Origin of the sequence: Dorea chungnamensis (assembly GCF_039832125.1) — a bacterium.
Lineage (GTDB): Bacteria > Bacillota > Clostridia > Lachnospirales > Lachnospiraceae > JAFBIX01.
In genome coordinates, this window is record NZ_JBDOHT010000001.1 from 328635 (window position 1) to 349301 (window position 20667).

Here is a 20667-nt window from a genome sequence, read left to right on the forward strand (position 1 = left end):
CTATTCACCCCCTTTCGCAGTAGCCATATATGTTTCATCAGGCAGGCTAACGGCAGGTTTTTCTTCTGGCGTGACAGTCAGTTCAAACCGATATGCAGCCTTTCCGTAAGGACAGATAATACTTAGTGTATATTGATTTACTGTATCTATGCAGGCTGATAAAGGAGATAATATATACTTGGTTTTGGAGCATTCGTAACACGGAATCCCCTGTGTTTGCAGTAGTTCTGCGACTTTTTTGATGATAAATTTCATGTGAGAAACCGGAACGCAGGACTCATTTTCTGGAACGGTGATTTGTTCTTCCGTGACAGTTTCTGAAACGTAGATCTCTTCTTCGATTTCAGGTACGTGGATTGGCAGTTGCATGTTCATAGCGATTTCCTCCTTGTCTATCATTACATCACTGATGTCAAACATTACAGACAGGTAGTAGTTAAGATAGATCAAGCTACCATGTTTGCCTTTGAAACTAACAAGAGTGATGAAGTTTAACTCTTCAAATTTTTTTAAGATACGTGATATAGTGGTTTTTGAATGTCCCCAACGTTCTCCAAGTGACTGGAAGCTGGTCAGGGGATTGCCTGTGTTATTTCGGTAATAAACAACAGGCGCAGAGAATGAGCCTTGTACGGTTGGATCATTGTATATTGCATGAATCCACATATCCAGTAACATATCCATCTCTGAGCATTTCCCCAGGCTGATAAGTTCATGGACTTTTGCAATAGGGAAAAAGAAAAATCCATCATCCTTTTTGCAGGGACAGTTGTATTCCAGAACGGTATTGTCCTTTGCCCAGTCAGTGATCTTAAATTTTACGATTTTCTTATTTCCAAGAAGAGAGTATGTAATGCAATTTTGCTTCACCAGAAAATCTAAAATAGAGATTGCCTGATGCTGGAACCGGCAGCGAAACCATGTTTGAAGATCGGAAAGGGTACAGATCCATTCGCCGGGACCTACCATGTAGGTGATGTGTTCCATTCGCCGATAAGACGAGCGGTAATTGGCATAAGAGCAAAGCACGATATAGTAAAAAAGAAAAGAGCCTCCGTTTGTGCGGATGCTCTTGTCAGCGATAAGTGATTGTATAAAATCTCTGTAGATTCTGCAACGTGGGAAATCCACGATTTGTTTTAATTCTAATTGATAGTCCATAAAATAACCTCACATTCTAAAAAGGTATTGAAGTACCTCCGGATACGATTTTTTGATAGTGAATCAGGTGTACCTCATTGCATTTCTATTGCATTTTTGATATCTTTTCATACTATTTCAAACTATCCAATATTGCCTGAAAATGGCTTAAAATCGTTGATTTTGCTTTATATTGCTTACCGTCAAACTGGAGTTTGAATAATGAAAAAATTCTGGAAACCCTTATAAACAGGGCATTTCCGGGCACAAGAAGTTCTATTTGATAACAAAATGATAACACCGGATATTTAGGTAGTATTTATCAGCAATCCGGTGGTTGTCAGGTAATATGTGTGAAACCAACAAAAAAGGTCTTACTGAATTGAGTGAAATCAATTTGGTAAGGCCTTTTTTCGTTGGTTTTTATGTTGTTTTTTTCGGGTAATTGTACCGCCACTGGTCATATTCTTCTTTGGTGATCTCCCCGGATTTTAGTTTTTCTGCCTGTTCCTGCCATGCGTAGAACATATCAAACATAGAAAGGTAGGTGGTTCCTTTGGACTTATCCAGCCGGAGACAGAGTTCTCCGTCAATTTCTCCAATATGAAGTCCGTAAAGGTCTTCTAATGTAAATAAGGTGTGCATCAGCCCAACATAACTGTCAATGTCCGGTACAGCGAGTGCATGAGGGGAGACCTCAAAAATGTCAGCCAGTGCATTCAGATAGTTTTCCTTTGGACTGCGAGAGCCTTTTTCGTACTGTGCAATGCGGACATCAGCCTGTGATTCGCTGAATCCCAGCTGTTGACCTAAATATTTCTGCGTGAATCCACGCAGAAGTCGAAAATGATGAATTCTTTCTCCTATTGCCATGCTCATATCTCCTGTCTTTTACTTGATAAATTGAGTATAGCATATATGTATAGTACAGACAAGGAGAAACCATACAAAAAAGTATAGAATTTTTGTTTTGAAACACTTGACCAATACAAAAAAGTATAGTATCATACGGACTATACAGAAATGTATAGTGAGAAACGAAGGAGGGATTTTACAATGAGTAAAATGTTTATGAATGTAAAAGAGGTCATGGAAGTTCTGGAAGTATCGGAATCCTACGCTTATAAGCTGATGAAAAGGCTGAACAGGGAATTACAGGCGATGGGATGCCAGACAATTGCAGGAAAAGTTGACCGGAAGTATTTTTACGAACAGTTCTACGGAACGAGATCAAACGATGGGAGGAATTAAGAATGGCAATTTACAAGACTGAAAGCAATAACACATGGTACGTTATGGTACGGTATCAGGACTGGACCGGCGAACGTAAGCAGAAATGCAAAAGAGGATTTGCAACAAAAAGAGAAGCTGCACAGTGGGAGCAGCAGTTCATACTCCAGAAGAAAGCCAGTATGGATATGGAACTGGAGAGCTTCTGCAAATTATATGAGGAAGATGTGAGACCAAGGCTGAAAAAGAGTACCTGGCTTACAAAGGAAAATATTATCAAGTCCAAGATTTTACCCTATCTGGGAAAAAGAAAGGTGTCAGAAATCACCGCAAAGGATGTTTTGGACTGGCATAATGAGCTTCGCAAATTGACAAGCAGGAAAAGAAAACCTTTATCCCCTACTTATCTGAAAACAATCCATGGACAGTTGAGTACGATTTTCAACCATGCGATCAAGTTTTATGATCTTAGCATGAATCCGGCAAGGAAAGCTGGCACAATCGGCTCAGAAGAAAGCAAGGAAATGCTCTTCTGGACAAAGGCAGAGTATAAACAGTTTTCAGAAGAAATGATGGATAAACCACTTTCCTACTATGCGTTCCAGTTATTGTACTGGTGCGGAATCAGATCCGGGGAGCTTTTGGCTTTAACTCCTGCGGATTTCGATTTCCAGAAGAGAACGTTGCGGATCAACAAATCCTATCAGCGTTTAAAGGGAGAAGATGTGATCAGCACTCCGAAAACAAAGAACAGTGTCCGTACTGTAACTATGCCAAAGTTCTTATGTGACGAAATGCAGGATTGTTTGAAGTTATATTACAGCCTGCAGCCGGATGACCGTATTTTCCCTGTAACTAAGTATTATCTGAACCATGAAATGGAAAGAGGATGCAAAGCAAGCGGTGTGAAAAAAATCCGGGTGCATGATCTCAGACACAGCCATGTCTCTTTGCTGATTAACATGGGCTATACAGCACTGGCAATCGGAAAAAGGGTTGGTCATTCAGCAGAAAAGATCACTTACCGATATGCGCATCTGTTCCCGTCCGTACAGCAGGATATGGCAGACCAGTTGGATGCAGAAAACATGAATGAAGAACCAAATGATAGGGAAGGAGGACTTGCGTATGTCAGCTAAATGTTTGGATAGACAGGGGCGTTGGAGAAATAAAACGGTAGCTTTTCGGGTATCACCGGAGGAGGATGAACTTCTGGAAACAGCGGTTAAATTGTCCGGTCTGACTAAACAGGATTATATTATCCGAAGATTGCAGGAAAAAGAGGTTGTAGTGACAGGAAATCCGAGAGTGTATAAGGCGTTGAAAAATGAACTGGCAAAGGTTCTGAATGAACTGAAACGTTTGAAAAAGGGTGATGATGTGCCGGAGGATTTACTGGAAGTAATCCGGCTGATCACAGTGACGATGGATGGCATGAAGGAAGAATAGAAAATGCCTTTAAGTGTCGGCAAACACCTAAAGGCAGAGATTTGGTAGAATACTCACCAAAAACTTTCTACGAGTATTCTATCAAAATCTCCACTTCCTTTCAACGGGAAAATAAGGAGGAACGATGGAAACGAACAGAGTAGAGACAAAGAAAACAGAAATAAAAAGGACGGAGTCGGATCTGAAGCTGATAAATATGGAATCAGTGGAAGTAGAGCAGATTGAATGGCTGTTCTATCCGTTTATTCCTTTTGGAAAAGTAACGATTATTCAGGGAGATCCGGGAGAAGGAAAGACTACGATGGTACTTCAGATTATTGCGAAGTTGACCAAAGGCGAAAAAATTCTTCCAGAGCAACAACAGGCAACAGACGAGAAGGATAGAGCAGAAAAGAACGTTGACTCTGATGCGAATCCAGTGGAAAGCCCGATAGAACCTGTGAATGTTATTTATCAGACTGCAGAAGATGGATTGGGCGATACTATCAAGCCTCGACTTCTTGCAGCTGGTGCAGATTGTTCCAGAGTGATGGTAATTGATGATAACGATCGGGCATTGACCATGATGGATGCCAGATTGGAAGAAGCTATCATACAGACAAAAGCCCGTCTGGTAGTTTTAGATCCAATACAGGGATTTCTTGGAGCAGAGGTGGATATGCACCGGGCAAATGAAATCCGTCCGTTAATGAAGCGTGTGGCAGTGCTTGCAGAGAAATACCACTGTGCAATCATTCTGATCGGGCATATGAACAAAAACAGTAACGGAAAATCTTCTTACCGTGGATTGGGTTCGATTGATTTTCAGGCGGCAGCCAGAAGTGTGCTGATTGTTGGGCGGATTAAAGATGAACCGGAAATCCGTGTGGTATGCCATGTGAAAAGTTCCCTTGCACCGGAAGGGAAATCAATTGCATTCCGATTAGATAAGGATACTGGATTCGAGTGGATCGGGGAATACGACATTAGTGCGGATGATCTGCTCAGTGGTGACAGCAGAGGTCAGAAAAGCCGGAAGGCAAAGGAGTTTCTGTTGGAAATATTGGCTGATGGTGGCATGGCACAGAAAAAGATTGAAGAAGAAGCGGAAAAACGAGGAATTAAGAAGAAAACCCTACGGAACGCAAAACTGGAACTGGAGATTGATTCGGTGAAACGTGGAAATCAATGGTTCTGGATGCTTCCAGAATAAAAGGAAGATGGCAAGATGACTATTTCTTAAGAACAGGGCATCTTGCCACCTTGAAAGGAGACAACATGGAAATAAAAAATGTACAGATACCATTTGCCTTGTTTAGACAGCTGGTTTCCTATCATTTGATGGAAGATCAAAGCTGTTCGGAGGAAATTTGCAAAGGGCTTATGGAGAAAGTGGAGCGTATGGCAAACCGGCAGTTATATACACAGTCGAAAACTGCTCCGACAGAGGAAGAACGGGAAAAGTCCCGTCAGGAATATCTGGACAGGCGGGGAATACCGGAAAGCTTTCGATGGTAACAGTTCTTGTTGTCTGTCCTATGACAGGAGCGTGTCACGCACCTGTAGATAGCAGACAAGGAGAAAGCTGGTAAGATGCAAGACGGAAGGTTGTGGATAAAACGACAGTGCGTTGGTGGTTTGATGGCTGTGAAGGATGCCCTGAAACGGGGCTCCCTATGGAAAACGATAAATGAAGGGAGAGTGACACAATGAGAGAAGGAAGATTAGGTTATAACAGCAATAACGGAAGATACGGTTTATTATCATCAGATTTATGGATTGACACAGGATTTCACTGCGGAGAAGGGCTGGAAGTGCTGGTTGACGATCAGTGGGTCAAGACCAGAATGGAAATGAATCCGGCAAGGGAATGGTATCTGGTGGGGACACCATACTGCGGAGATTTGGAATATGTCCGGGCGAGAATAACGGGATAAGTCAGTCATACAAGTAACGCAGGAGTAAACCGACCAACGGGAGGAATAGGTCTTCGCTCCGATTCGGTCGGTGCATAACAGACGTCCCCGGACGTCTTGCCCCCGGCAGGGCGCAAGGGGACTTTTGATGGACGGTACGGCTGTCGAAAGTGCTTTTGCGTTACTTTTGACAAAAGTAACAAAACCGCCGTATCCGGCGAAGAGTTCTTTTTATCGCCATAACTGGCGAAGATACAAATTTATGTGCCATGTCTGGCACTGGTTTCAGAAGGGGAGGTGAGAAGCATGACCATGAAAAGAACAATTAGCGGTATGATCGGAGCTGGTTCTCTGGCTCATAACAGAAGGGATTTCATAGCAGAAAATGTAGATCCGGACAGAGTACACTTGAATATTTGTTACCAGAATGAAAATCTGAAAGATGTTTATAAAGAGTTGTTTGATGATTCTGTGGAGCGATACAATGTGGGGAAAAGAAAAGACCGTCAGATTACAAATTATTATGAAAAAATCCGGCAGGGAAAACAGGAAAAACTATTCCATGAGGTCATTTTCCAGATTGGAAATTGTGAAGACATGGCTGTAGGGACAGTAGAAGGAGAACTGGCAGTGAAGGTGTTGAATGAATATATGCAGGATTTTCAGAAAAGGAATCCAACTCTCCGGGTATTTTGCTGTTATCTTCATCAGGATGAAGCTACACCACATCTGCATATTGATTTTGTTCCCTATGTGACTGGTTGGAAAGGAAAAGGGATGGATATCAGAGTTTCACTGAAGCAGGCATTAAAAAGTTTGGGATTTCAAGGTGGAAATAAACATGACACAGAATTAAATCAGTGGATAAACCACGAAAAAGAAGTGCTGGCAGATATTGCAAAGCAGTATGGGATTGAATGGGAACAGAAAGGTACCCATGAGGAACATCTGGATGTTTATAATTTCAAGAAAAAAGAACGAAAGAAGGAAGTTCAGGCTCTGGAGCAGGAAAAAGAGTATCTGACAGCAGAGAATGAGGGACTGACTGCACAGATTGCAGAATCCAAGGCAGATATTCAGCTTTTGAAAGAAGATAAGGAACAGGCGGTCAGGGATAAAGAAGCTGCAGAAAAGCGGGCAGAGAAAGCAGAAATAGAATTAAAAAGCCTAGAAGAACGTCGGGAGCAGTTACAGCCGATCATAGATAATGTCAGTAAGGAAATAAAAGAATATGGGACGGTTAAAACGCTTCTACCGGAAGCAGGAGCATTGGAACGTGCAGGAACCTATCGGGATAAAAAAGTTAAACCATTATTTATTCAAATGAAGAATAAGATTGCTGCAATGGCTGCCCAGGTAAAAGAACTTACGAAAGAAGTGGAGAAATGGAAAAATAAATACCAGAAGACAAAACAGGCATATAACAGTGTTCAGAAAGAGTTGGATGATATGCGTAAAGACAATCAGAAATTATTAGAAGAAAAGAATATGTTGCAAAGTGTTTCTGATAGATATGATCGTGTTGTGCGTGTCATGGGAATAGACACTGTGGAGGCTGCGGTACTGCAGGATATTCATAATCAGAAAGCACTGGAAGAAAAACGACGGATGGAACAAATGCCAAAAGGAAGCATTTACGAAAGATTAGCATGGGGTGCGAAAAAGAGCGAGATGGAGAATCAGCAGCGTAAGAAAAATAAAACAAAGAACAGAGGAATGGAGATATAAGTGCATGAAAAAACACATTTATGATGAAAAGAACGGATTAAGCTATACCTTGCATGGAGATTACTATTTGCCGGGTCTGGTGCTGAATGAGGAAGAACCGACATATGGGAAATATGGAATGTTGCGGAAACAATATCTGAAAGAGTATAGACCAGCAAGATATCAGTGCCTGTTATTGACTGGAAAGCTGACTGAACATCTGAATCAGATTGATCGGGATGCAAGAGAGCAGGTCGAAATGTTAATGAAGCAGATGGCAGAAGAACAGAGTGTGACAGAAACATTGAAGATACGGGATCAGATGAAGTGGGTCGGGTTGATGAATAATATCAGAACAAGTGCTGAAAAAATTGTACTGAAAGAGATCGTTTATATATAAGTTAAGAGGGCTGCCGAAAGGCGACTCTTTGTAAATGTAAGAGTGGAATTTCAGAATAGAACATGATAGAATGCTAAAAGATAAATCCGGATTTGCAGGGATAGATAATCAGAAGGAAATACTGAAAAAACAAGCATTTACGGGTATGATACGAATCGTATCACGTATGTGACCGAGCGATTCTATCATCATTTTATGTTTTTTGATAAGGTGAATGTGTCGAAAAGACAAACCCATATAGAAAGGACGTAGAATGATGAAAAAGAACGGAATGAAGAATTTACTATTTGGAGGAATATTCATTGCAACTTTTGTATTATGGACAGTTTTGATCCAGATGGTAGATGTGCAGCCTCATGGTCAAAACGGAACGAATATTGGATTTGCAACACTCAATTGCTGGTTTCACCGCTTCACAGGCGTACACATGATGATTTATTCGATTACTGATTGGATGGGGCTGGTGCCTGTCGTAGTATGCCTGATCTTTGCAGGTGTGGGACTAGTTCAGTTGATTAAGAAAAGAAGTCTTTTCAAGGTGGATCCGGATATCATTATTCTGGGTATTTATTATATTGTCGTGATCCTGGCATATATATTTTTTGAGATGATTCCAATCAATTACAGACCTATTTTAATTAACGGAGTAATGGAGGCATCTTATCCATCATCAACTACACTATTGGTATTGTGTGTGATGCCGACTTTGATCGAACAGACTCAGCGCAGGCTGTCAAGCATTGCAGTCAAAAAAGTGATAACGATTGTAACAATCGCTTTTTCGGCATTCATGGTTATTGGCAGATTGATTTCGGGAGTACATTGGCTCACGGATATTGTAGGTGGCGTATTGTTAAGCATTGGATTATTTTCTATTTATCAGGGAGCGGTTATACTGTCAATAAAGAATAAATAAAACGAGCAAGGGGTGGAGGTTTTGGAATTTCATGAAAAACTTCAGGAATTAAGAAAAAGCCGGGGAATGACACAAGAAGAACTGGCTGCGGCATTATTTGTATCTAGAACTGCAATTTCAAAATGGGAATCCGGAAGAGGATATCCGAGCATAGATTCATTAAAGGAAATATCTCGATATTTTTCTGTGTCGATTGATGATCTGTTATCTGGAGAACAGTTGATTTTGATTGCAGAAAAAGAAAACAAATCAAATCTCAATAGTGTATGTGACTTATTATGGGGATTTGTTGACTTGCTTTCTTTGATGCTTATTTTTCTTCCGCTGTATCCCAAGCCGGTCAATGGTTATATCTATTCGGTAAATCTTTTTGAGTATGTAGATAATAATAAATGGATTATTACCATTTATTGGATAATGTTCATCACTTTAACGATTATCGGGATTGTGAAAATATTGATGGTCTATTTCAAATTTGAAAAAGGCAAAAAGGTGATTACTGCATTGTCTATAGGATGCAGTGTTATCGATGTTTTGTTTTTGGCAATGATGAAAGAACCATATGCAATAATAGTTGCTTTTCTGCTATTACTGATCAAAAGTGGTCTCCTTTATAAACAAGCCAAGGCAGGCTGATCAGGTATTGTCCCCTACAACTTCAAGTTTGTCGAATTAAAAAATAGGAATAGTTATAATAGAAAGCTGTAAAAATTCACGTTGAATTTTACAGCTTTTTGTGTATAATATAAGTAGCAGAAACAATATAAAATCAAGGAAGGAGCTGAAAGAATATGGCAAGTATTTTACCAGTATCTGATTTGAGAAATTATAACGAAGTCCTGAAGAACTGCCATAAAGGCGAGCCTGTATATCTTACCAAGAATGGTAGAGGACGTTTTGTGGTTATGGATTTTGAAGATTATGAACGTGATCGTGCGGAAAAGAAGCTTTTAATGAAGCTGCAGGAAGCCGAAGAAGCAGTGAAAGACGGCGAGGGATGGCTGGAGTTAGATGAACTGAAGGCACTTGTGGGGGAATAAGATGTTAAAATTACGGATTAACCCGATTGTTGCAAAGGACCTGAAGAATATCCGGGATTACATCGCTGAAGATAGTGAAGAATATGCCGCAAAGACTATAAAGGAAATTTATGGTAAATTTGAGAATCTCCAGATGTTTCCGGGAATGGGTTCAGACCTTTCAAAGCGAGTCAGCTTTCGGACAGACTATAAATATGCGATATGGGAAGATTATGTGATTATCTACAAGGTAAGCAACGAGTATGTAGAAATTTATCGTGTCATCAATCGGTATCAGGATATTACAAGAATTTTTGATTGATAACAGAAATATGATAACAAATTGATAACACCGTTCAGTACAGTCCGTGGACTAAGGATAGTGGAACACATATAAAACCAGATAGAACCATAACGCCTATACAAAATTGTATAGTGACAAAAACTCATTTGCGAGTTTGAATAGGATTTTGCAAAAATAGACCCAGTATTTATGCAGTTTCCAAGCAAATTCCGTTATTTTTTGGCAACGGATTGGCAACACTTTTGCAATATCCGTTGAATAAAATATTATTTCTATAACATAAAAACCTTACTGATGAACTGTTTCCAAAATTGGAAAGAGCAGTCAGTAAGGTTTTTTTTGCATTTCTTTATTGATTCTCTTTTTTCAGTGCCTTGATGAGTTCGTCAGAGAGTTCCTGAGACGGAACTTTTGCCCGAATCTCAGAGGTGTCCAGTTCCGGATAGTTGTATCGCCAGTTATCGTATTCTTTCTGGCTGATCTCTCCGGATTCCAGTTTTGCAGCCATTTGCTGCCATGCATGAAAAGGTTCGAACAGATGCTGATATTCCTGGTGTTCCCGGTCAAGGCGGAGACAGAGTTCTCCGTCAATCTCTCCGATTTTGATGCCATACATATCTTCCAGTGCAAAGAGGGTATGCATGAGACCAAGATAGGAGTCAATGTTCGGGACATTGATGGCTTTGGTGCTTACACCGAAGATCTGTGCCATCTCTTTGACCAGATCAGCTTTAGGGCTTCTTGCTTCTGTCTCGTACTGCGCCACACGGACATCCGAAGTCTTTCCAAGGAAGCCAAGAAGTTCGCCAAGCTCCTTCTGTTTCATACCTTTTCTATTTCTGAAAAATTTAATACGTTTTCCAAATGCCATAGGGATCTCTCCTTTTCCTGAAATCTTTTATTCAATTTTGAATATAAATTCCTACCGTTTTGCAATGAATAGGGACTGGTGGTTAACGATATTTGTTTAAACCAGTATAGCATATGGAAAAATAGGACGCAAGAAAAACTTAAACAAAAAAATTTAATTGCTGATGTCAGAACCACTTGACTTAACGGAAAATAGTTAATATAATACAATCAAAAATTAACTAAATAACGTTAAGTTTAAGAAAATTTAAAAATGAGGTTGTATAAGGTGCCTTGAAAGTTTGGATAAGTAGAGGGGTTTTTCCTCGAAGATGATGCGGAAGGAGGTGAATGGAATGTCTGAATTAAAGAATGGGTTTCTGACTGCGGAAGAGGTAATGGATATTTTGCAGGTCAAGCAGTCAAAGGCATACCAGATTATCCGCCAGCTGAATAAAGAACTCAGCGGAATGGGACTGATTACAGTGCCGGGTCGTGTGGATGCCAATTATTTCAAGAAAAAGTTGTTTTATGAAGAAAAATAGGAGGTACTTAAGATGGCTGTATATCAGGAAAAAGACAAAGGTACGTGGAGAGTGGTGTTCCGGTACACCGATTTTACCGGGGAAAGAAAGCAGACGCAGAAACGTGGATTCAAGACCAAACGGGAAGCGACTGCATGGGAACATGAGATGATGCTCCAAAAAGGAAATAAGCTGGATATGACGTTTGAGAGCTTTTATGAGATTTATTCCGAGTATAAACGTCAGAGGGTAAAGGAAAGTACATTTGAGACGAAAAGTCACATTGTGCGGACAAAAATCCTTCCTTACTTTGGAAAACGGAAGATCAATGAGATTACCGTGGCAGATGTGATCGCCTGGCAGAACGAGATGATGGCATATCGGGATGAAAAGGGTAAGCCCTATTCCGTGGATTATCTGAAAACGATTCAGGCACAGCTTACAGCAATTTTCAATCATGCAGTGAATTATTATAATCTGCCCTGCAATCCGGCAAGACAGGCAGGAAGTATGGGAAAAGAAGTTCCAAAGGAAATGAAATTCTGGACAAAGGAACAGTATCTGAAATTTGCCGAAGCAATGATGGACAAGCCCAGATCCTATTATGCCTTTGAGATGCTTTATTGGACCGGAATCCGAGAAGGGGAGCTGCTTGCCCTTACTCCGGCAGATTTTGATTTTGAAAAACAGACGGTGCGGATCAATAAAACGTATCACCGGATGAAAAAACAGGACATTATTACTTCGCCAAAGACAGCGAAAAGCAACCGGATCGTTGTAATGCCGGAGTTCCTCTGTGAAGAGATGCAGGATTATTTTCAGATGTATTATTCGCTGGCACCGGATCAGCGGATTTTCCCATTTTCCAAATCCTATCTGAAACATGAAATGGAAAGGGGATGCAAAGAGACAGGAGTTCCGGTTATTCGGATTCATGATCTCCGTCACAGCCATGTCTCCCTGCTGATTCATATGGGCTTTACAGCACTTGCCATTGGAAACAGGGTAGGACATGAAGCAGAAAAAATTACGTATCGGTATGCACATCTGTTTCCGACCGTGCAGACTGAGATGGCGAACAAACTGGATGTGGAACGGATGGAAAAGGAGGATGAAATCTGATGGAGAGAACGTTAGACACAAAAGGACGATGGAGAAACCGGACGGTGGGATTCCGGGTATCCGAGGAAGAAGCAGAAATGATTGACCGCATGGTGGCATTATCCGGGCTTACCAAACAGGAGTATATCCTGAGAAAATTGATGGACTGGGAAGTGACCGTGCAGGGAAATCCGAGAGTGTACAAAGCTCTGAAAAATCAGATGCAGCAGATCTACGGAGAACTGAAACGGTTGGAAGTGTGCAGTGAAGAAAATGAAGAACTGCTTCAGACCATCCAGATGGTTGCTGTGACACTGAATGGGATGAAGGAGGAGCCGCAGTATGTGGAATCCCCGGAATATCCTTAAAAAAGAAAATGCCCCTGCTGGTAACAAGGACATTTCTAAAGCTCATACAAACTTATGCAGGCTCTGGTAAAGCCTCATAGACAAAAACTCAATCCTTACGGGAGAAGTCTGCCTATACGCATATAGCTTTATGTGTAGTATAGCAAAGTTCTCCTGTAACGGAAAGAGGGAAAATTACTGAAATTAATAACAAAGGATACAGGAGGACGGAACATGAACATTTTTCAGGAAGTGAAAGCACGTGTCACCGCAAGGCAGGTGGCAGAAAGATATGGGTTAAAAGTCAGCCGAAATGGGATGGCGTGCTGTCCCTTTCATAATGACAAACATCCCAGTATGAAGATCGATCAGAATTATTACTGCTTTGCCTGCGGGGCAAAAGGAGATGCAGTCAATTATGTGGCGGTACAGTTTGGATTATCCCAGTTCGAAGCAGCGAAGAAGATCAATGAAGATTTTTCTCTGGGAATTTCAATCGGGCAGTCAGTGGTTGGGAAGAAGCAAAAACCAGAAGTTCAGGACAAAGAGAAGATTCTAACAAAAGAGGAACGGATTCAATTTGTCCAAAAGAAAATTGATAAATGGGCAAAGGATGCCGCGAATGTATTGCTGCAGTATCTGCGATGGATGGAATTCTGGAAGGAATTTTACAAGCCGGAATCCACGGAAGAGGAATGGCATCCGTTATTTGTCGAAGCCTTACAGAATGAAAGCAAGATCAGTTATCTGGTGGACATGCTGATGTTTGGAACAGATGAAGAGATTCTGGTTTTTTCCGAAACAGAAGGGAGGAGGTGAAGCGGTATGAACAGAGAATTGCGGAATATGAGAGAGGAGTCCTTGCAGAACTTAGAGGAGATTGTGGAAACGGAGCTTCTGACAGTGGAGGATATCCGGGAACGGCTGGATACCACGGAAAAGGGGAAAATTCGTCAGTCCATTCAGAACTGCAAATATGCGTTAGAGCATGATCCCTGTCTGAAAGGAGCTATTTGTAGAAATGAAATGACCTGTCAGATTGACATTATGAAGAAAATGCCCTGGAAAAGGCGGGGCGTCCATATGACTGACACCGATATGAACAATCTGGCTTTATATCTGGAAAAGAATTATGGATTGACCAGTGACCGGGTGATTGCAAAGGCAATCGATATTGTGGCGAATGAAAACAGTTTTCACCCGATTCTTGAATATCTGGAGAGTCTGAAATGGGATGGTATTCCGAGGATTCAGCATATGCTGACACATTTCTTTGGAGCAGAAGATATTGCATATACCGGAGAAGTGATGAAGATGCATATGATGGGAGCTATCCGCAGATTGTATGAGCCGGGAGCCAAATATGACATCATGCTCTGTCTGGTCGGAGGGCAGGGAACAGGAAAATCCACGTTCTTCCGTTATCTGGCAATCAAAGATGAATGGTTTACGGACGATATGAAACGGATCGATGATAAGAAGGTTTATGAATATCTGCAGGGACACTGGATCGTAGAAATGTCAGAAATGAACGCAGTAGCAAATGCTAAGAGCATTGAAGAGACGAAATCGTTCCTGAGCCGGCAGAAGGATATTTATCGCATTCCATATGAAAGGCGGGCAGAGGACAGATATCGACAGTGTGTCTTCTGTGGCACTTCCAATGATCTGAATTTTCTCCCGTTTGATCGTACCGGGAACCGGAGATTTGCTCCGGTCAGAGTATTTCCGGAAAAAGCAGAAACTACCATTTATGAAAATGAAGAAAAATCCAGAGCATACATTATTCAGGCATGGGCGGAGGCAATGGATATCTATCGAAGCGGAGACTATCCGATGACCTTTTCGCCGGAGATGGAAGATCACGTCAAACTTCTCCAGAGGGAATTCATGCCGGAAGATACCCAGACAGGAATAATCCAGGCATTCCTTGATGCATACGAAGAAGAATATGTATGTTCGACCATTATCTATCAGCAGGTATTTCATCAGGAAGGAATCGTGCCAAAATGGCAGTCAAAAGAAATCGGTGATCTTATGGATAATGAAATCGTTGGCTGGATGAAACATGGCAATCACAGGTTTGGTGGCGCTATTGGAACGCAGAGGTCGTGGAAACGGATTCAGCCGAAAAAAGACGAAGAGGGGTTCCTGAAGGTGGATGAAAGAATGGAAATCCCATTTGATTAAGCATTACTTTTAAAATGTTTTGAGTCCTGTTCACATGTTTCTGTTTACAAAAATCCTAGCGAAATGTGAACAAGAAGGTGTGAACAGGAGCGAAAAAACTTTGAAAACAAAGCAGAAACGAGAAACAGCCCGGAAACGGGCATCAATAAAAATGGCGGATACGCCAGTCAGAAAAAATTAATCATCAGTACATATAGAATTATCCAAGTATGACAAAAAGAGCCCTCGGCGATTGAGAGCGAAATACACCCATCGCACAAGCTAAAGCTTATACTCTGTGTCTTTCGTCCTCTCGGAGGGCCTCGCAGGGGCGGGTTTTTCCTGCCAAAGTATTCTGCGGAAGTGAATAGTGGTGAAGATTTCTGATGGTAGCGTATCCGGCGGAAAGGAGGAAGTGTGAACAGGCGAAATCATAGTTTTGTGATGGAAAGCAAGCTGCATGATGTAAAAGGTAGAGTGGATTATATCAGCAGCCCCAAGCGGCAGGAAAATCTGTATGCTGTCTTTTCCAATGTGGAGGACAGCTACTGGGATCTGCTTGCCGAACAGAATCAGAGGGATTTTGCGAAAAGCGGAACGGAAGGGAACTGTATTGAAGCCAGAGAGCTGATTATTATGTTGCCGCCTAGCCTGATCGATTATGATCATGATCTTCTGCTGAAATATATGACATCGAAATTTCTGGAGAAGTATGATGTGGGCTGCTGTGCGGCTTTGCATCATAATAAAAATAAAACCAATTTGCATATTCATCTGATCTTCTCAGAACGGGAGATCCGGCAGGAAGTGGAGCGGAAAATTGCCAGCAGAAATATGTTCTATAATGAAAAGGGAAAGCATGTGAGGACGAAAAAGGAAATTCTTGATGAGGACGGAAATATCCGACCCGGATGTAAGATTATCAAAAAAGGGGAAGTGTATGAGACGAATTTCTTTCATCCAAAGAAAGAGGAATTTAAGTCCAATGCATTTCTTGAAAATATGAAGCAGGTCATGACAGATGCTATCAATGAGATTGTAAAAGATGAAAATGAGAAGCTACAGGTATTTCAGAAAGGCGATCCTTATCTTGCTACCAAAAAGATTGGGAAAAACAATCCCAAAGAGGCGGAGATCAGGGCAGATAATTATCTTCGGCAGGAATGGAACCGGAATGTAGATCGGGCATTACTTACAGGTGCATCAGAAGTAGAAGTGATGCTGGCAAAGCAATCACAGATTGATGAACCGGTGGCGGAGTCACTTCGGGAACATGGACAGGATCCGAAATTATTTACCGGGATTCTTCAGAAAGCAATCGGATACTTAAGGGGATTTGTAGAATTTCTGCGGGAGACAAAATACTGTGACAGAGATCCAGACGGGAATCCTCTGATTGATCATGATATGAGGATTGACATTACGCCAGAACCACTTCCGGCAAAACCGAAAGGGGAACGTCCTTCCTCGGAAAAACAGGAAGCAGAGGTTATGCAATTGCAACAGATTCTCAATAAGATGAAAAAGCAGGAACAAAAGATTTATGCTATTGAGAAAGCAATCGCGAAACTGGAAAAAGATCTAAAGGAAGTGAAAAAGAAATGGTTCCACCGAAAAGAACAGAAAGAACTGGAAGGAAAGATTGAGACTAAGAAAGTACAGCTGGAAAAGGCGAAGGCTACACTGGATTTGATTCCGGCTCAACATGGATATCAGAATGCACTGGAAGTTACAAAGGCAATGAAGCTTGCGAAAGCAGAATTAAAGAAAGTTCAACAGGCTCAGAAAGTATGGGATGCACTGGAACCAAAACCGGAGAAAATGTATCTGAGGATTCCAGCGAATATTCCGAATGTGGAGAAACAGGAAATGCTGGATAATGCCGGGCAGAAAAAGAGTATCCATGAACGGTTGGAGGAGAAGAAGCAGATCGTGGAACAGCAGACTAAAAAGAAGAAGCAGAGAAATGGAATGGTACTATAACACGTATTTATTTGAAGAATATGTCTGATAAGCAAAACCCTGGATGGCAGAATGAAAACTGTTGATCCAGGGTTATTTGTTGTAGGATAGTCCATTAAATATTGTGTTGAAATCGGTATGAAATATTTCAGTCAAGGCAATGAGTTCACTAATCTTGATGTTGTAGGTACCTGCTTCAATCTGAGAGTAAATGCTGCGGGTGGTTGAAAGATTCCGAAGCTGTAATTGAGCAACAACCTGTTCTTGTGTGAGATTAGCTGCAGTTCTTAAATTTCGTAAATTATTTCCAATGGAAACATCATTGATTTGTCGTAGCTTTTGCTCCATAAATAATCCATACCTTTCATTTGCATCACTGTGCTTGTATTGATTTTACTTGAAAAATTTCATATAATTGCAATGCATAGATTGCAAATAGAAGGATGAGAGGTATGGATAAGAAACGTATATGTATAGTGTGCGTAATAATGATATTTGTTATCATGACGGGATATCATTTTGAAAAGAAATCTGAGGAAGAAATATCAGTGGAGCCGGATGTGGTTAGCAGTATCAGTATGAATCGGGATCAGTATCTTACAGTAGTTGCAAATCGGGATCGGATCGAAGATAAAGAAGAATTTGCAAGATTACTGGTGAAGATGTGTAGAGAAAATTCATTTCATACAATTAAGTTTTCTACAGATAGAGGATATGCGACCGGCATTCATATGCAAGTATATTTATGCGACAATGATATTGAAGAGGCAAAAGTGGCGATGAAAATTGATTATGTCCAGAGAGAGTATAATGAGAATTATGATATATGTGATAACCCAGAGGAATTTGAATTACATGTGGATGGAGAAGTGATTAATTAGACAAGGAAAGAGAACAGTATTGATTGATATTGTTAAAGGGATGGATTAAAATAATATCAACCGGAAAAATGTTGATTTCTTTATATTGAAGTATTACGTTCCGTAAAAATTAACGTAATAATAACGAACAAAAAGATTTGTGTCCGACAAGTAATGGTTTGAATATACGAAATAAAAGAGATGGAGAAAATAAGCATGAGGTATACGAAAGAGAAAAGTTTAAAATCAAGAAGACCAAATGAAAAAGCATCAGAAATGAAAGGTAGAATTGCTAGAGGATTATTATCGGTAGCATTGGTAGGAGTACTAACAACTATAATGCCTTTTAACGCAAATGCTAATAGTTCGAATGTATATTATCTTGGAGAGGTGGTTAATGCGGGAAAAGATACTGGATTTTCTGAAAATAATGAGATTACAAAGAAGGATCCGCATTATAATTGGACGCTTGGAAGCTTTTCTGTGAATGGCTATACTCGTGTAATTACAAATGACGGAAATCCGATTTTTTTGAAAACAGTGGGCGATGAGGTTGTTCTTGATTTTCAATTGGAACAGGACATTGATGCTTTGAATAATGATAAATCGCTCATGATTGCAAATGATAAAAAGGCATATGATAATTTGCTGTATAAAGATGAGACTGCATTTGGAAGAGGAGCCTTGATTATAAGAAAAACAGATGCGTATCAAAATAAAAAAGGTACTTCTCAATTGTATACGGATTATTTGTCCGGAGTTAAAGTAGGAGCAAATACTCAGGTAGAAATTTGTGAAGAGGGCGATTATGAAGTCGCATTAGACTACAGTATTAGAGATAAAAAAATCACTGTGCCCTTTATAGATAAGACAATAAGAAGTACTTACAATGATTACAAAATTTATTTTACTTTTTCAGTAAGAAATGGAAACTGCATGGTTTTTCCGTTTGATGTAGCTACCGGTGAAGAACTGACAAACAAAGCAATTACTGAAAATGGATTTTATTTAGATTTGGCAAAATCCAGATATTTAGAAATCAATGTAAAAAAAGAAGTACTTCGTGAGGGTGCGACGGGGCTTACGGAGGATGTTAGATTCAACAAGCCTGCTAGTGATGGGGAAAAATATACAGATGAAGGGATTTACACTATTACAGTATCAAATCCATACACAGAAGAAGAGACTGTTAAGAAAATCTATGTTGGGACAAATAGCGTTCTCAAAGCATATATGACTACAGGATATGCAATTAGTGATATACAGTCATTGCTTAAAGATGGTGCAACTATTGATGATGACGGGAATATTACCATCCCGGAGAAAGTAGAAAAACCTAAAGTTGTGGAGAATGTGTCTGAATCAGCAATAGTCTTGAATGAGGCGAATGATGACGCAGAAGAAAAGGAGAGTGTTTCGGCAGAGAAGGACAATAAGGACGATGAAGCTCAATTTGCAACGAACAGCATGGTTGGTGGAAGTATTTGTATTGTTCTGGCTTTATTTATTGTTTATTTGTTTGTTAAAAAGAAGAAAAAAGATAAAAAGGTTAATATGACAGTCCCGATAGATCCTGAGGAATCTGTAACAGAAAAATCGCCAGAGGAGGATGAGGTGTAATGAAAAGATTAATTGCTCTATTGATGGCATCAACTTTATTTCTTACAGCCTGTAATTCTGGAATAAAAAACGAAGACAGTAATGAGAATGACTCTAAAATTGTGGAAGATGCAACTTCGATAGACGATATAGATTTAGACATAGATCCGGAAACTTTTTCTGATTTAAGTGATGAAAATTTGCTTCAGTATGTTGAAGATGAGGTTTATGCAGGAATAACTGAACAGTTAGCCAGTGAAGATTATATTGTTGAGAGTGTTGATGCGATATACATTTCTAAGGAGTATTTAGAAGAAGTTGAATACAATTCTCAAGAAAATATATATTTTGGTTATACGTTGTCGGAGTTGGATGCTCAATATGACGGAACGAGATATGTATTCACTCTTGGGGATGATGGACAGACAACGACAAAAACTTTTGAAAAATATGATGATACATATGAACAGGTAATCAAGAATGTTGCAATAGGTACGGGAGTAATTTTGGTTTGTGCTACGGTCTCGGTTGCTTCAGGGGGTGTTGGAGCTACCGCTGCGGTAAGTATGGTTTTTGCAACATCTGCAAAAACTGGCGCAACGTTCGCATTATCATCAGGAGTCATTAGTACCGCTGGGGCAGCAATTGTAACTGGCATAGAGACTAAAAATGTTGAGGAGACCCTTAAGGCAGCTGCACTTGCCGGTAGTGAAAGCTTTAAATGGGGAGCTATTGTAGGTGTTGTTACTGGTGGAATATCTGAAACTGTTTCTTTGGCTAAATCTGCAAGAAGTAATCCAACACCAAGAGAATCAGAATTAAAAGTTCTTGAACGAACCAAAGGGGCAGAAGAACAGATTTCCTATTTGGATGGTGTTGAAGTATCATCTACGACAAAAGGAGCAACGCGCCCGGATGTTGTTGTGAAAAATGCAGATGGATCTATTAAAGCGATTGAAGTGAAGAATTATAACCTTGCATCCTCAAATAGTAGAAGTGAATTATATAGAGAATTGGAAAGACAAGTAACCAGTAGGGCTAATAATTTGCCTGCAGGATCAACACAGGAGATTGTTTTGGATGTCAGGGGGAGAGGTTTTTCTAAAGACGTGATTGATAATGTGGTGGCAAACATACAATCACGTTGTGCTCCTGTGTATAAAGACATTCCAGTAACAGTCATGAGTTATTAGAGA

The 20667-nt window shown here is 40.4% G+C and carries 24 protein-coding genes and 1 pseudogene; 21 read left to right on the forward strand and 4 right to left on the reverse strand.

Annotation, left to right across the window (positions count from 1 at the left end):
• Both ABE613_RS01625 and ABE613_RS01630 read right to left on the reverse strand, forming a co-directional pair.
• Positions 1-1161: a MarR family transcriptional regulator gene (locus ABE613_RS01625; RefSeq protein WP_347375441.1), complete on the reverse strand. Its 1161-nt coding sequence runs from the start codon at positions 1159-1161 to the stop codon at positions 1-3.
• A gap of 405 nt (positions 1162-1566) precedes the next feature.
• Positions 1567-2013: pseudogene (locus tag ABE613_RS01630) on the reverse strand (helix-turn-helix domain-containing protein); the annotation flags it as partial.
• Positions 2014-2196: 183 nt separating this feature from the next.
• On the opposite strand from ABE613_RS01630, the gene ABE613_RS01635 reads away from it, so the two are divergent.
• The 12 genes from ABE613_RS01635 (at position 2197) to ABE613_RS01690 (ending at position 10078) form a co-directional block, all read left to right on the forward strand.
• A complete protein-coding gene (locus ABE613_RS01635) occupies positions 2197-2391 on the forward strand; it encodes a hypothetical protein (protein ID WP_005611072.1) in 195 nt (64 codons plus the stop codon).
• A gap of 2 nt (positions 2392-2393) precedes the next feature.
• Positions 2394-3509, forward strand: a complete 1116-nt coding sequence (locus tag ABE613_RS01640) for a site-specific integrase (RefSeq protein WP_291810745.1) — start codon at positions 2394-2396, stop codon at positions 3507-3509.
• The gene (locus ABE613_RS01645) at positions 3499-3819 is read left to right on the forward strand and encodes a plasmid mobilization protein (RefSeq protein WP_022092899.1); all 321 of its coding nucleotides are present in this window, start codon (positions 3499-3501) and stop codon (positions 3817-3819) included. The genes ABE613_RS01640 and ABE613_RS01645 overlap by 11 nt, the downstream gene beginning before the upstream one ends.
• A gap of 124 nt (positions 3820-3943) precedes the next feature.
• Complete coding sequence (locus ABE613_RS01650; protein ID WP_022092900.1) at positions 3944-5011, forward strand: AAA family ATPase; 1068 nt, start codon at positions 3944-3946, stop codon at positions 5009-5011.
• 71 nt (positions 5012-5082) lie between these two features.
• Positions 5083-5316: a complexin-2 gene (locus tag ABE613_RS01655; RefSeq protein WP_427786934.1), complete on the forward strand. Its 234-nt coding sequence runs from the start codon at positions 5083-5085 to the stop codon at positions 5314-5316.
• 191 nt (positions 5317-5507) lie between these two features.
• On the forward strand, positions 5508-5735 hold the full coding sequence (locus ABE613_RS01660) for a DUF5348 domain-containing protein (protein WP_022092901.1): 228 nt from the start codon (positions 5508-5510) through the stop codon (positions 5733-5735).
• Between the two features lie 285 nt (positions 5736-6020).
• Positions 6021-7442 carry a plasmid recombination protein gene (locus ABE613_RS01665; protein WP_055261451.1) on the forward strand — a complete coding sequence of 474 codons (1422 nt, stop codon included), beginning with the start codon at positions 6021-6023 and terminating at the stop codon, positions 7440-7442.
• 4 nt (positions 7443-7446) lie between these two features.
• Positions 7447-7821, forward strand: coding sequence for a TnpV protein (locus tag ABE613_RS01670; RefSeq protein ID WP_055261448.1), 375 nt, complete (start codon positions 7447-7449; stop codon positions 7819-7821).
• 253 nt (positions 7822-8074) lie between these two features.
• Positions 8075-8737, forward strand: coding sequence for a phosphatase PAP2 family protein (locus ABE613_RS01675; RefSeq protein ID WP_055261446.1), 663 nt, complete (start codon positions 8075-8077; stop codon positions 8735-8737).
• Between the two features lie 21 nt (positions 8738-8758).
• On the forward strand, positions 8759-9373 hold the full coding sequence (locus ABE613_RS01680) for a helix-turn-helix domain-containing protein (RefSeq protein ID WP_055261444.1): 615 nt from the start codon (positions 8759-8761) through the stop codon (positions 9371-9373).
• Positions 9374-9528: 155 nt separating this feature from the next.
• Positions 9529-9777 (forward strand): type II toxin-antitoxin system prevent-host-death family antitoxin, encoded by a 249-nt coding sequence (locus tag ABE613_RS01685; RefSeq protein WP_055262131.1) that lies wholly within the window; start codon positions 9529-9531, stop codon positions 9775-9777.
• A gap of 1 nt (position 9778) precedes the next feature.
• A complete protein-coding gene (locus tag ABE613_RS01690; protein WP_055262129.1) occupies positions 9779-10078 on the forward strand; it encodes a type II toxin-antitoxin system RelE/ParE family toxin in 300 nt (99 codons plus the stop codon).
• Between the two features lie 331 nt (positions 10079-10409).
• Here the strand turns inward: ABE613_RS01690 and ABE613_RS01695 are convergent, their stop codons facing one another.
• Positions 10410-10931: a helix-turn-helix domain-containing protein gene (locus ABE613_RS01695; RefSeq protein ID WP_347375442.1), complete on the reverse strand. Its 522-nt coding sequence runs from the start codon at positions 10929-10931 to the stop codon at positions 10410-10412.
• A 334-nt stretch (positions 10932-11265) separates the two neighbouring features.
• Here ABE613_RS01695 and ABE613_RS01700 point away from each other — a divergent pair, with 334 nt between their 5' ends.
• The 6 genes from ABE613_RS01700 to ABE613_RS01725 all read left to right on the forward strand — a co-directional run bounded on the left by ABE613_RS01700 (position 11266) and on the right by ABE613_RS01725 (position 17033).
• Positions 11266-11454, forward strand: coding sequence for a hypothetical protein (locus ABE613_RS01700; RefSeq protein ID WP_087175032.1), 189 nt, complete (start codon positions 11266-11268; stop codon positions 11452-11454).
• Positions 11455-11466: 12 nt separating this feature from the next.
• Positions 11467-12555, forward strand: coding sequence for a site-specific integrase (locus ABE613_RS01705; protein WP_347375443.1), 1089 nt, complete (start codon positions 11467-11469; stop codon positions 12553-12555).
• Complete coding sequence (locus tag ABE613_RS01710) at positions 12555-12902, forward strand: plasmid mobilization protein (RefSeq protein WP_347375444.1); 348 nt, start codon at positions 12555-12557, stop codon at positions 12900-12902. The genes ABE613_RS01705 and ABE613_RS01710 overlap by 1 nt, the downstream gene beginning before the upstream one ends.
• A gap of 213 nt (positions 12903-13115) precedes the next feature.
• Positions 13116-13700 (forward strand): CHC2 zinc finger domain-containing protein, encoded by a 585-nt coding sequence (locus ABE613_RS01715; RefSeq protein ID WP_347375445.1) that lies wholly within the window; start codon positions 13116-13118, stop codon positions 13698-13700.
• Positions 13701-13727: 27 nt separating this feature from the next.
• Positions 13728-15071 carry a virulence-associated E family protein gene (locus tag ABE613_RS01720; RefSeq protein ID WP_347375472.1) on the forward strand — a complete coding sequence of 448 codons (1344 nt, stop codon included), beginning with the start codon at positions 13728-13730 and terminating at the stop codon, positions 15069-15071.
• A gap of 396 nt (positions 15072-15467) precedes the next feature.
• On the forward strand, positions 15468-17033 hold the full coding sequence (locus tag ABE613_RS01725) for a coiled-coil domain-containing protein (RefSeq protein ID WP_347375446.1): 1566 nt from the start codon (positions 15468-15470) through the stop codon (positions 17031-17033).
• A 72-nt stretch (positions 17034-17105) separates the two neighbouring features.
• Here the strand turns inward: ABE613_RS01725 and ABE613_RS01730 are convergent, their stop codons facing one another.
• A complete protein-coding gene (locus ABE613_RS01730) occupies positions 17106-17360 on the reverse strand; it encodes a helix-turn-helix domain-containing protein (protein ID WP_118687937.1) in 255 nt (84 codons plus the stop codon).
• 104 nt (positions 17361-17464) lie between these two features.
• On the opposite strand from ABE613_RS01730, the gene ABE613_RS01735 reads away from it, so the two are divergent.
• From ABE613_RS01735 to ABE613_RS01745, 3 genes are all read left to right on the forward strand, one after another.
• Positions 17465-17893, forward strand: a complete 429-nt coding sequence (locus tag ABE613_RS01735) for a hypothetical protein (protein ID WP_347375447.1) — start codon at positions 17465-17467, stop codon at positions 17891-17893.
• Between the two features lie 195 nt (positions 17894-18088).
• Positions 18089-19492 (forward strand): hypothetical protein, encoded by a 1404-nt coding sequence (locus tag ABE613_RS01740; protein ID WP_347375448.1) that lies wholly within the window; start codon positions 18089-18091, stop codon positions 19490-19492.
• Complete coding sequence (locus ABE613_RS01745) at positions 19492-20664, forward strand: hypothetical protein (protein ID WP_347375449.1); 1173 nt, start codon at positions 19492-19494, stop codon at positions 20662-20664. The genes ABE613_RS01740 and ABE613_RS01745 overlap by 1 nt, the downstream gene beginning before the upstream one ends.
• Positions 20665-20667: the final 3 nt, after the last annotated feature.